At 72.2% G+C, this 11,221-nt stretch carries 12 protein-coding genes; 1 reads left to right on the top strand and 11 read right to left on the bottom strand.

Going from position 1 to position 11,221, the window contains the following annotated elements; all coding sequences use genetic code 11:
* Positions 1 to 94 precede the first annotated feature (94 nt).
* Entirely contained in the window at positions 95 to 313 is a 219-nt protein-coding gene (locus HKK74_RS22500; RefSeq protein WP_187245248.1) for a DUF397 domain-containing protein, read from the bottom strand.
* A gap of 8 nt (positions 314 to 321) precedes the next feature.
* Entirely contained in the window at positions 322 to 1,170 is an 849-nt protein-coding gene (locus HKK74_RS22495; protein WP_187245247.1) for a helix-turn-helix domain-containing protein, read from the bottom strand.
* Positions 1,171 to 1,298: 128 nt separating this feature from the next.
* On the opposite strand from HKK74_RS22495, the gene HKK74_RS22490 reads away from it, so the two are divergent.
* Complete coding sequence (locus tag HKK74_RS22490) at positions 1,299 to 1,616, top strand: hypothetical protein (RefSeq protein ID WP_187245246.1); 318 nt, start codon at positions 1,299 to 1,301, stop codon at positions 1,614 to 1,616.
* A gap of 66 nt (positions 1,617 to 1,682) precedes the next feature.
* Here HKK74_RS22490 and HKK74_RS22485 read toward each other — a convergent pair whose 3' ends face one another.
* From HKK74_RS22485 to HKK74_RS22445, 9 genes are all read right to left on the bottom strand, one after another.
* Positions 1,683 to 1,934 (bottom strand): hypothetical protein, encoded by a 252-nt coding sequence (locus HKK74_RS22485; RefSeq protein ID WP_187245245.1) that lies wholly within the window; start codon positions 1,932 to 1,934, stop codon positions 1,683 to 1,685.
* A 54-nt stretch (positions 1,935 to 1,988) separates the two neighbouring features.
* Positions 1,989 to 2,246, bottom strand: coding sequence for a hypothetical protein (locus HKK74_RS22480; protein WP_187245244.1), 258 nt, complete (start codon positions 2,244 to 2,246; stop codon positions 1,989 to 1,991).
* Between the two features lie 99 nt (positions 2,247 to 2,345).
* Positions 2,346 to 5,513: a coiled-coil domain-containing protein gene (locus HKK74_RS22475; RefSeq protein ID WP_222722599.1), complete on the bottom strand. Its 3,168-nt coding sequence runs from the start codon at positions 5,511 to 5,513 to the stop codon at positions 2,346 to 2,348.
* Complete coding sequence (locus HKK74_RS22470; protein WP_187245243.1) at positions 5,510 to 6,163, bottom strand: hypothetical protein; 654 nt, start codon at positions 6,161 to 6,163, stop codon at positions 5,510 to 5,512. The genes HKK74_RS22475 and HKK74_RS22470 overlap by 4 nt, the downstream gene beginning before the upstream one ends.
* Positions 6,160 to 6,696, bottom strand: a complete 537-nt coding sequence (locus HKK74_RS22465; RefSeq protein ID WP_187245242.1) for a hypothetical protein — start codon at positions 6,694 to 6,696, stop codon at positions 6,160 to 6,162. Before HKK74_RS22465 ends, HKK74_RS22470 begins: the two co-directional genes overlap by 4 nt.
* A complete protein-coding gene (locus HKK74_RS22460) occupies positions 6,693 to 7,928 on the bottom strand; it encodes a hypothetical protein (protein ID WP_187245241.1) in 1,236 nt (411 codons plus the stop codon). Before HKK74_RS22460 ends, HKK74_RS22465 begins: the two co-directional genes overlap by 4 nt.
* 83 nt (positions 7,929 to 8,011) lie before the next feature.
* The gene (locus tag HKK74_RS22455; protein ID WP_187245240.1) at positions 8,012 to 9,457 is read right to left on the bottom strand and encodes an aldehyde dehydrogenase; all 1,446 of its coding nucleotides are present in this window, start codon (positions 9,455 to 9,457) and stop codon (positions 8,012 to 8,014) included.
* 309 nt (positions 9,458 to 9,766) lie between these two features.
* The gene (locus tag HKK74_RS22450) at positions 9,767 to 10,225 is read right to left on the bottom strand and encodes a cytidine/deoxycytidylate deaminase family protein (protein ID WP_187245239.1); all 459 of its coding nucleotides are present in this window, start codon (positions 10,223 to 10,225) and stop codon (positions 9,767 to 9,769) included.
* On the bottom strand, positions 10,218 to 10,904 hold the full coding sequence (locus tag HKK74_RS22445; protein ID WP_312881676.1) for a RibD family protein: 687 nt from the start codon (positions 10,902 to 10,904) through the stop codon (positions 10,218 to 10,220). Before HKK74_RS22445 ends, HKK74_RS22450 begins: the two co-directional genes overlap by 8 nt.
* Positions 10,905 to 11,221: the final 317 nt, after the last annotated feature.

Below are 11,221 nucleotides of genomic sequence, written 5' to 3'. Positions count from 1 at the left end.
GAAACCCTCACGATCCGAAGACCGCCGGTGAAGCCCTGCCAGTGGTCAGGCGATGGCGGGTGACCCTGCCGATGAACCCTTCAAGGTGACCCCTTCACCATGAGAGATCGAACTCGCGGTGCTTGACGGCATCAATGAAGGCGAGCCAGTCGGGTCGGTCGACGATCAGGCAGGGGCCATCGGGATCCTTGGAGTCGCGGACGGCGACGGCCGTGCTCAGTGACCCGATCTCGACACAGTTCGAGTTGGAGCCGCTGCGGCTCGACTTTCGCCAGGTCAGGCCGACGAGGTCGGACGGATGCGGCCTCCTCATCTCGGTCCTCACTCTCGCTCGTGCTGCCTCGCTACTCGGGCAATCAGATCTTCCGATTTTCCAGGACTTAATGCGATGTCAAGCAGTCTATCTATTTCGCGCCGGAAATAGGTGACCTGGTCTGGTTCTTCGAGAAACGCTCCTGAGATCTTCTGTTCCAGATGCACGACCGGTCGGTTGTGTCGGAAATCGAGGACCACGAAGGCGCCATCCAATCCAGTGTGTCCGCCAAGTTCGAACGGCAGGACCTGGATGACGACGTTCGGGTACTCGGCCAGCTCCGAAAGGCGACGGAGCTGACGTGCCATGGTGGTACTGCTTCCAAGGACACGGCGCAGTGCGGGCTCGTCGACGATCGCATGGAACGTTGGCGGGTCGCTACGGCTCAGGATCGCCTGGCGTCCCATCCGCGCGGCGACCCGCCCCTCCAGGTCCGGCTCCGGGACCCCGCATGCGTGCATGACGGCGCGTGTGTAGTCAGGTGTCTGGAGTAATCCCGGGATGAGCAGCGGCTCGAAGTCGAAGATCGAGGTTGCCTCGCTCTCCAATTGGATCAGTGTTCGTGACTCCTTGGACAGCCCGCCGATGATCTCCCACCAGCCGCGCTCGCCGGAGCGTTCGGCCATGGCGAGGAGCCGTTTGTGCTCGGCGCCGGTGACCGCGTACACCACGAGCAGCGAGGCGACGTCGGTGGGGCGGATGCCCTGCTTTCCGGTCTCGATGCGGGAGACCTTCGACAGCGGCCAGCCGAGCCGTTCGGCCACGGTCTTCAGGGTCATCCGGCGCGCTTTGCGCAGGGCTCGCAGCTCACTGCCGAGTCCGCGACCCACCACAGTGGGCTGACGGGTGGAGACCATCGGCGTATACCCTCCGAAGCATTGCGATCACTAAGCGTATTGTGCGAAGCTCCGCCAGGCTACCCGCAAATTTGCTCTGACCTATGGGTGTGGCAGCAGAAACTGCTCCGGGAGGAAGGAAACCACTGATGGGCATCGGGCCTCATGAGAATGCCGAAGCCGATCTCGCGTACGCTTCCGCCGCGGCGGCGCTGCTCGCGGAGGCCGCCGAGCTGGCGGCCGAGACGGCGCCGCGCCGGTACTCGGTCTGCGCGCTCGACGTCGAGGCCGAGGACGGAGCCGTCCTGGCCTGGGGTCTCGCCTTCCCCGGACGCGCGGTGCTCTGCAAGCTGGACGGGCGCCCCGCAGGCACGTTCGTGTCGGCGGAGTCGAGTATGCGGATGCTCCGCCGACGCGGTGAGGTGCGGTTGATCTGGATCGACCCGGACCCGTGCTCAGCGAGCTGATCCGGTGGTCGCGGCGGGCCTACGATCCGTCCGCGACCACCGGATCAGGGAGACTCCTGCGGGTGGTCAGGCGCGCACCTTGCCGAAGAACATCCGGACACCGCGGGCGAGCATCGCGCTGTCACGGCTGCCGTCGAGCGGCCATGACCGGGCGAGGACCTCACCGGTGTACTTGTGCACGGTCGCGGTGAACTCGGCGCCGTTCTCGGTGAGGTCGATGCGACTGCCCTTCCTAGTGATGATCGCGGGCGTTCCATCAGAAGCGGCCTGAAGGCCACTCCACACGAGCGATTGAAGCACGGCTTGCGGAATCTTCATCGTGGTGCGCCTCCCGTGGAGAGGGTAGCCGGAGGGAGTGGTTCGGGGTGCGGGTCATTCGGTCTCGGTCAGCTGGATGATCGCCTCTTCGATGTCGTTCCCGATGTACACCGCGAGATCATCTAGGGGCATGAGGACGTGGTGCGGTCTTCCCTTTGGTCCGTGACGCTCGACTTCAGCCGCGATGCGACCTGTCTCGAAGTCGAAGATCGCGACGGATCGCCAATCGGATAACTCCTTGACCGTGACGATCAGATAGCGCTCTTCGTCGACGGTGAGTATCGCTCGGTCCATCACGGAGTCGAAGTCCATCGGGGCCACCTTGGGCCGTGTTCTATGACCGCTGGGCCTCTGCTGGTCCCGGGGCAACGGTCAGCAAGGGTGTATCACCGTACGTAACCGACCTGAAAGTTAGTTCCGTGTATCTGTGGACGGGCGGGTGGCGCTGATCCACTCGGCCAGCATGCGGACCCGGCCGGTGTGCTCGTCGTGGCCGATGACCACGGGCGGCTCGTTGTAGGGCATGGCGTCCGACGAGCGGCGCAGCTTGACGTACTGCCCGCAGGCGTCGATCGCGTACGGCTCCATGTCGTCCTGCAGCGCGCCGATGACGGTGATGCCGTGCGTCTCGCCGATCTGGCGGAACAGCGCGACGGCCTCGCGGCGGTGCTCCTTGCCGAGGTTGCGCCCGAGCTCGTCGAGCACGAGGACGAGCTGGGTCCTGGCGCTCTCGCCCGGCCGGCCCGTCGAGCTCGCCAGCGCCGCCGCGCAGACCAGCTTGACCGCCTTCTCGTCCATGAGGGCGGTGTTGGCCCGCCGGTTGTACGGGACGTACCGCTGGCCCTCCGAACGGCGCCACTTCGGCACGACTCGCCAGCGCCACTCCTGCTCTGGGTCGCCCGGCGGCTCGGGGGTGGGGAACTCCAGCGTCGCGCCGTACCCTCCGTAGGCCAGATCGAGCCGCTCGAACTCCTCGGAGACGCGCTGCAGCCTGGACCGGATCGCCGAGACCAGCGTCGCGCGGTGGGCGGCCCCCGCCTCCGCCGCCTCGGACGCCCCCTTCTGGGCCTTCTCCAGGTCGGTGCGCCGCGACGTCTGCTGCATCTCGATCTGGCGGCGCTGGTGCCTTTCGTAGTCCTCCTGCCGGCGCAGGTACGCGATCAGCCCGCGCATCAGGCGGGGGAACGTGGCCTGCTCGCGCTCGCTCCGCCGGCCGGCACCGTCGGCCCGGTCGTTCAGCAGGAAGCGGATCTCCTCCGGCATGTCCTCGTCGTCGGTGCCGCCGGGGAAGACGTGCCGGAGCCCGTCCGCGAGGTGCCGGTCGGCCGAGTGCCACCACTCCTCGGGCGTCCACGGCCGCTCGTCGGCGGCGAGCCCGAGCAGCCATTCCGCCGCGCCGTCCGGCGAGCCGCCCCAGTCCTCCAGCAGGTGGTCCAGGTCGAGGCCGGCGCGCTTGGCGGTGAGCTCGGCGACCAGCTCCCGCGCCTTGTCACGGGTGCGCTCATGGGCGTCCCGGCGGCCGCGCAACCGGTCGAGCTCGAGCGCCATGGTGTCGGCCCTGGCCTGCAGCCGCCGCACGCTCTGCTCGGCGGCGCCCAGCTTGGGGCCGAGCCGCGCCTCGCTCGTGGCCAGCGCCTCGAGCTGCTCGCGCAGGCCGGTCATCCGGTCGCGCACTTCCAGCAGCCGTTCGGCGGCACGCGCCGCCTCGAGCCGCCGGGCGGCCAGGGCCACCTCCGCCGCGGCGTCGGAGGCGCGCCGCCGCGTGTCGTCCAGGGCGTCCCGCGCGCCGTCGAGCGCGGCGCGCGCCGCCTGCACCCGCGCCGCGCGGCCGGTCACCGGTTCCGGGAAGCCGCCGACGACCACGACGGCGCCGGCATGGTGCCCGCCGCCGCCGTCGCCGTCACCACCGTCGCCCCGGTCGCCGTCCAGCACGGTGAAGAACCGCCGCAGCGCGAGCCGGCACCGCACCCCCTCGGGCAGCTCAGCGCACGGCTCGTCCTGGTCCCGTGGCAGGTCGCCCTCCGCGGGCACGATCATCGAGCCGGGCAGTCCGCCGAGCGCGCCGACCGCCGCGTCGACGTCGCCCGACGCGACCACGACGGCCTCGCGGTAGGGCCACAGCGCCCTCTCCCACCGGTCGCGCACCGCCTCGTCCAGCTCCACGGCGTCGAGCAGGCCCACCGCGGGAACGCCGGCGGCGGTGAGGGCGTGGATCTGGTCGCCGGCGGTGCTCTCCCCGGCCTCGGCGGCCGCCAGGTCGCGCTCGGCCTGGGCCAGCCGGCCCTTGGCCAGGCCGAGGTCCTGCTGGGCCTCGTCGCGCCGGCCCTCGGCGGCGTGCCGCTCCTTCTCGGCGGCGGGCACGTCCCGCCCATCGGCCTCGCGCTGACGGTCCTCGAGCCCGGACGCCTGGCGGCGCAGCTCCTCCAGCCGGTTGCGGGCGACCGCCTTGTCCTCGCCGATCTGCTCCGCCTGGCCCTTGAGCTCGGCCAGGACACCGGTCGCCTCGGCCAGCCGGTCCTCCAGGGCCCCGCCGGTGAGCTGCTCGATCTCGCGATCCACCGCCTTGACGGCGTCGGCGGTCTCGGCGTTCTCCCGACGCAGCCGCTCCTGCTCGGCGGCGTAGGCGCCGTCCCGCTCGACCGCGTCGGCCACCAGGCGGGCCTGCCGGGCGCGCCAGCACCGCTCCGCGGCGGCGGCCTGCTCACGGGCCCGGTCCCGCCGGTCGAACGTCGTCAGCAGCGACCGCGCCTCGGCCTCCCACTCGGCCAGCCGCTCGGCGGCCTCGGCGGCCTTGGCGAGCTCCCGATGCTCCTCCGAACGGGCCTTCCGCTCGGCCTCCAGCTCCCGGTCGAGCCCGGTGAGCGCCGCGATGGCGCTGAAGATCCGCTCCGGGGTGATCTCGTTGAGCGGCTGGGAGAGCAGGTTGGTGGCCACCTTGGTGCGTACGGAGGTGGACAGGAACGACACGCAGCGGACCCGGCCGCCGTACAGCACCCGGCTCAGGTCCTTGGCGACGAGGTCCCGCCGTCCCGCCGAGCGGGGGAGCTCGCTCCACACGCGGTCGGCCATGCCGACCCGCTCGGCCTCGGACGGCGCCGAGGCCAGCCGGACGCCCTCATGCCAGCGGATCTCCAGATGCGGGGCGTCCGCGTTCACCCGCAGCCACACCGTCAGCGCGGTGTCCTCCGGCTGCCGCGGATCGGCGAAGACGCCGATGATGTAACCGTGATCGGCGCTGGCCCACTGGCTCTCGCCCTGGGCGGCGAGCTCGGCGTTGAACAGCAGCTCTCCGACGGCCCGGGCACCCGACGCGAACCGCCACTGCTCGTCGCCGAGCAGCGCTGTGATCGCGGCGATGAACGACGACTTCCCGGCACCGTTGGAGTCCTTCGGGCCCTGGCCGGCCACGACGATCAACGTGCCGGGCACGGTGGGCACCGGGTGCGTGGAGAGCCGGGAGATGTTGATCGCCTGGAAGGCGACGAGCGTACGGTCCCCGACGACGTCGACGTCGTCACCCGCCCGTGCCGCCGCGGCCCCTCCCGCGTCCTTGCCGGTGCCTGCCGAAGTGACCGTCACGCTTCTCCCCCTTGTCGCCCACTCCGGTCCCGCCGCCGCGCTCGTACGGCCCCCGCCAGCGGTGAGTCGGGCCCCGCGGCGAGGATGAGCTCCTCCTGCAGCCGCCTGCGGGCCGCGGCGGTGAGCCGGTGGAACTGCGGGCCGGGCACGAAACCACCGGCCGTGTCGTCACCGGCCTTCACCTGGCCGACCAGCCCGGCCGCGCGCAACCGGCGCAGGGCCGACTCCAGCTCGCCGATCGGCAGTTGCGACCGCTTGCGGAGCTCCTCGACCGAGGTCGGGACCGGCGACATCCACGAGTCCTCGGTGAGCAGCCCCTCGGCGCGCGGGATCGCCACCGAATGGATGAGCACCAGCACCAGGACGGCGCGGTCCTCCTCCCGCTGCCCGCACGCCGGGTCGCGCGCCAGCTCGGCGGCGACCTCGTCGCGGTAACCGGAGATCCAGCGGTCCCGGGACCGGATCAGCGTCCGGCCCACGAGTGCCAGCATCTCCTCGACCACCCGCCGTTGCGAGGGTTCCCGGAGCGCCGCGAACGTCGGTTCCGGCACCGGCTCGGCCGCCTGTTCCACCGCCATGAACGCCGCGACCAGCTCGGCCCGCCGCTTCTCGTCGTAGGGGCGCAGCAACGGCTCGAAGAGTTCGGTCATCGCGCCGCCCCGGCCTGCTCCGGCGGCTGCGGGAGGCGGCGCAGCAGGTCGCGCAGTGACGAGAGGGCGTCCGCCGGCCAGGCCGCGGTGCGCGGGCCCAGCCGTACGGTGCCGGCGGTCTCGTCGAGCAGCAGCCAGCCCGAGTCGGCGAGCCGGCGCAGGTCGCCGAGCCCCCAGCGGCGCATCAGATCGGCGTCGCCCCGGCCCATGCAGGTGTAGACCTCGAGCGCGGCGGCGATCGCGGCCGTGCGCCCGGGCCAGGGGGCGGTGTCGAGGTCGGTCCAGCAGCAGCGCAGTGCCGCGGCGAACACCCGGCGGGCCTGCCCGGGCCGGTCCATCGACGGCGGGGCGGTCTGGTACTCCTCCAGCAGCGCCGGGGTCGCGCCGTCCGGCCAGGCCGGCAGCAGCCACACCCGGCCGGACGGCTCGACGGCACGGGTCAGCCCGGCCGGCGCCGGGTCGGCCGGCCCGATCGGCACCGGTCCCAGCACCCGCACCCGGGCCCTCGCCAGCACGCCGGGATCCACGCTCATCCCGGGATCCGTTCGAAGTGGCCGTGCGACAGCCAGGAGGGCGCGTCGCCGGGCCGCGGCCGCAGCTCCGCCGACCAGGCCAGGCGGTACGGCAGCTCGGGGTGCAGGTGGGCCGAGGACAGGTCGGCGAACAGCCGCCGTGACGCCGGCCAGTCGCCGGTCTCGGACAGCAGGTCGTGCACGGCCACCCGGTCACCTCCGCGCAGCACCTGCTCGGCCACGGCGCGCAGGCGCTCGACCGCGCCGGCGTCGGCGGCCGAGACGTCCTGGGACAGGCCGCCGTCGGGCAGCGACCGCCGGGGCGGGGCGGGGCGCGGCGCCGTGGTCCGGGGACCCTCCTCGACGGCGGTGACGATGGCCGCGGGCTCGTGCCAGGGTGCCGCGGCGTCGAACACGAAACCGTCGAGCACGGCGGCGAGCCGCTCGCGCGACGCCGTACGGGCGAACGTGCGCCAGGTCTCGGGCGGCAGGAGCGTGAGGTTGCGGGTCGTGCCCGCCGAGTCGGTCAGTCGGGCCGCCGCCCGCCGCGACGCGTCACCGTAGGCGTAGATCGCGGCGCGCAGCTCCGTGCAGGTGCGGTCGAGCTCCGGCCACCGCCGCAGGATGGCTCCGTGCAGGCGCTCGGCCCGCTGGATGATCTCCTCGCTGCCCCAGAGCTTCGGTGCCTGCTCACGCAGCTCCTCGATGGTCGCGTTGGTCAGGGTCACCAGCTCGACGCTCCACAGCCGGAACGCGCGGGCGAGCCCCTCGGCGCCGCCGGCCGCCTGCTCGCCGGTCATCCGCGGATCGGTCACGTTGAGCTGTTCGAGCGCGAGCAGCCGGTGCATCTCCGACTGGCCGCCGTCGAGCATCATCCGGCGGACGAACATCAGGCCGACGACGCTGGTGAACGAGGCGCGGTAGCGCAGCTGGCCCGGCTTGGGGAACACCTCGCGGATGGCGCCGAGGCCCTTGAGCACCCTCAGCCGGTTCTCGAACACCTCGGCCGGGTACCGGCGGCAGACATGGCGCATCTGCTCGTGGCCGAGCCCGTCCTCGCCGGCGTCGGCGAACGCGGCGAGCAGCGTCTCGGCGACGTCGACCATCTCGGGGTCGTCGACCACCGCGCCGCTGTCGCGGGCGAGGGCGGCGAACATCTGCCGGTAGACGCCGAGGATCGCCTCGCCGACCAGGACGTCGTCAAGGCTCGCGGCACCCGGTGAGGGACTCGCCGGTTCGGAGGCAGCGGACACGGCGAACCACCGTACGGCCCCGCGACGGGAAACGTGACATCAGCGCGGTCCGAACTATGAACGGGCCGCGGACATCCGGGACATCACTGCGGGGGAGGGGCGAGACGGGCGATCGCCTTGTGCTCGAGATAGGCGGCCAGGCCCTCCGGGCCGAGCTCGCGCCCGATGCCGCTGGACTTGTAGCCGCCGAACGGCGTGTTCACGTCGATGATGTAGTGATTGATGCCACAGGAGCCGGTGCGGATCCGCCGCGCGATGCCAGCGCCCCGCTCGACGTCGGTGGTCCACACCGAGCCGCCCAGCCCGTACTCGCTGTCGTTGGCGATGCGCACCGCGTCGGCGTCGTCCTCGTACGGGATGAGCACGAGCACCGGGCCGAAGATCTCCTCCCGGGCGATCCGCATGTCGTTGCCGACGTCGCCGAAGACGGTGGGTGCGACGTACCAGCCGCGGTCGTGGGGCCGGTCGAGCCCGCCGGTGAGCACCTTCGCGCCCTCCTCCTGGCCGAGGCGGATGTAGCCCTCGACCCGGTCACGCTGCCGGGCGGCGACGAGCGGCCCGATCTCGGTGCCCATGTCGGAGGGGTCGCCGACGGCGAGACCCGAGACCATCGCGCTGAGGGCGTCGGCGACCTCGTCGTAGCGGCCGCGCGGCGCGAGGATCCGGGTCTGCGCCGCGCACGCCTGGCCGTTGTTCATCAGTGCGGCCATCTTGAGGCCCTCCATGGTCGCCGCGAGATCGGCGTCGTCGCAGATGACCGCGGCCGACTTGCCGCCGAGCTCCAGGCTGCACCGCTTCAGCCGCTCACCGCAGATCGAGGCGATGCGCCGCCCGGCTGCGGTGGAACCGGTGAACGCCACCTTGTCGACGCCGGGATGCGACACGAGGTGCTCACCGGTCTCGCGCCCGGCGGCGACGATGTTCACCACGCCCGGCGGGACGCCCGCCTCCTGGACGAGCTCGGCCAGCAGATAGGCGTCCAGCGGAGTCTCCGGGGCCGGCTTGAGGACGACGGAACAGCCCGCCACCAGGGCCGGGGCGAGCTTGGTCATGGTGACGAACTGCGGGACGTTCCACGGGACGATGGCGGCGACCACGCCGACGGGCTCCCGCCGCACGGTCACCGGTCCGAGCATGCCCTGCCGCTCCTCCTCCCAGGCGTACGTGCGTGCCAGGTCGGCGAAGTAGGCCAGCATCAGCTGCGGCATGGGCGCCTGGGCGAGGTGGGAGAACAGGATCGGCGAGCCCATCTCGGCGGTGATGACCTCGGCGAAGTCGCCGAGGCGGTCGGCGTACAGCGCGGCGAGCCGGGCGATGACGTCAGCACGCTCGGCCGGGGTCATCCGCGGCCAGGGGCCGTGGTCGAAGGCCTCGCGGGCGGCGGCGACCGCGCGGTCGATGTCCGCGGGGGTGCCGTCGGGCACCCGGCCCACGACCTCCTCGGTGTGCGGGGAGATGACCTCGATGGTTCCGGTGCCGGCCGGCGCGGCCCAGTCACCGCCGATGTACAGCCGATCGTGCTCGCGCATGACGTGTGCCTCCCGGGAGGTGGTGGGACCGGAGGTTGTTGACCGAGTGCTTGCTTGGGGTCAGCATCGCATGCGGGCGGGGGTGGCTGACAAGGCCCGGCACCGGCCAGACTCATGGCCGTTCCGACGGTCCACGAGACGGACCGATGAGACGGGCCATGAGGGGGTCTTAATGATCGTGTTTCGGCGACGTCGTCGACCACGACCTCCCGCCCGCCGTCGCCTTCCATGTCCTCGACGACGACCTGCGGCTCACCACCCACTACCGCGTCGTCCTCTGAGGGCCAGGGGACGCGGCCCCGGGCCCGGCTAGCCGAGCAGATGCCGGTTGGGCTCGCGGGCGCGGAGCGCCAGCTCGGGCATCTCCACGACCTCGACGCCCCTGGCCAGGAGCAGTTCGGCGCCCTTGCCCTCGACGAACACCGAGGGTTCCCGCCAGGCGAACACGACCCGTGGCACGCCGGCGGCGAGGATGAGGTCGGTACAGGTCAGCGGCCGGGACCTGCGCCGGCTGCACGGCTCCAGCGAGGTGTAGACCGTCGTGCCGGGCGCGCGCAGGGCGGGAACGGGTTCGTCCCGCGCCGGCGCCGCCTTGGCCAGGGCGACCTCTTCGGCGTGCACGTGCGGACCGGTCTCGCGGGAATGGCCGCGCGCGATCTCCCGGCCGTCCGCGCCGACGACCACGGCGCCGACTGAGAACGCGGTGGCGGAGGGCGGGCACAGCCGCGCCAGGTCGCAGGCGAGTTCCAGCCAGCGCCGGTCATCCACGGAAGGGCCCCATCAGGTAGCGCAGCAGCACCACGTCGCCGATCCGGGTGGTCTCGGCCAGCCGCATCGGGTGCTTGGGACTCTGCGGAAAGATCCCGGGCTGCACGAAGCGCGGCGCGCACGGGTCGCCGACGAAGAACGGGGCGACCACCAGTTGCAGCTCGTCGGCGAGCCCCTGGGTGAGGAACTGGGAGTGGACGCTGCCGCCCCCCTCGACCATGAGCCGCCGGACGCCGCGCCGGCTCAGGTCGGCGAGCGCGGTGGTGAGACTCAGCGGATCGCCCGCGTCGACGACCTCGGCGCGGCCCGCCAGCCGCTCGGTGAGCTCGGGAACGACCGGCGAGGTGCCGTAGACCAGCTTCGGACCCGTACCGGTGGTGAAGAAGTTCGCCTGCGGATCGAGGCCGCCGCCGTTCGTGAACGTGACCTTCGCCGGCTCGGCCGGCACTCCGCGGGCCACGCGGGCAGCGCGGCGGGCCGGCGACCGCACGAGCAGCCGCGGATCGTCGGTGCGGATCGTGCCCGCCCCGACCAGGATCGCGTCGCAGCCCGCGCGCACCGAGTCGACCCGGTCGAAGTCGGCGGTGTTGGACAGGCGCAGCCGCCGCGGGCTCGCGTCGTCGATGTAGCCGTCCACCGACATCGCACAACTCAACAGAACGTACGGACGGTCACTCACCACATGATGTTACGACGAGTCGCACCAAGTGACACCGGCCGGACGCGCTCGTCCGCGGCGGGACCCGCGCGGGTGCGCACAAGTGCATGATCACCGCAGAGAGACCCCCGCCGTGATCATGCAGTTGTTCCTCCACGGCCTCCCACGGCGGTGGCCGGGGCGGTACGGCACCCCGCACCGAGCACCCTGCACCCTGCACCCTGCACCGAGCACCGAGCACCGAGCACCGAGCACCGAGCACCCCGCACCGAGCACCCCGCACCGAGCACCCTGCACCCCGCACCCTGCACCAGCACCCAGCACCCAGCACCGGGCAA

The organism is Actinomadura alba, from assembly GCF_014323705.1.
Taxonomy (GTDB): Bacteria; Actinomycetota; Actinomycetes; order Streptosporangiales; family Streptosporangiaceae; genus Actinomadura_C; species Actinomadura_C alba.
The sequence above is the reverse complement of the archived record's forward strand: the minus strand, read 5'-3'. Positions and strand labels throughout refer to the sequence as shown.

Bases quoted from the DNA above. Each gene is read 5' to 3' on its own strand.
- HKK74_RS22500 (WP_187245248.1), bottom strand. From the start codon at position 313: ATGAGGAGGCCGCATCCGTCCGACCTCGTCGGCCTGACCTGGCGAAAG.
- HKK74_RS22495 (WP_187245247.1), bottom strand. From the start codon at position 1,170: ATGGTCTCCACCCGTCAGCCCACTGTGGTGGGTCGCGGACTCGGCAGT.
- HKK74_RS22490 (WP_187245246.1), top strand. From the start codon at position 1,299: ATGGGCATCGGGCCTCATGAGAATGCCGAAGCCGATCTCGCGTACGCT.
- HKK74_RS22485 (WP_187245245.1), bottom strand. From the start codon at position 1,934: ATGAAGATTCCGCAAGCCGTGCTTCAATCGCTCGTGTGGAGTGGCCTT.
- HKK74_RS22480 (WP_187245244.1), bottom strand. From the start codon at position 2,246: ATGGACTTCGACTCCGTGATGGACCGAGCGATACTCACCGTCGACGAA.
- HKK74_RS22470 (WP_187245243.1), bottom strand. From the start codon at position 6,163: ATGACCGAACTCTTCGAGCCGTTGCTGCGCCCCTACGACGAGAAGCGG.
- HKK74_RS22465 (WP_187245242.1), bottom strand. From the start codon at position 6,696: ATGAGCGTGGATCCCGGCGTGCTGGCGAGGGCCCGGGTGCGGGTGCTG.
- HKK74_RS22455 (WP_187245240.1), bottom strand. From the start codon at position 9,457: ATGCGCGAGCACGATCGGCTGTACATCGGCGGTGACTGGGCCGCGCCG.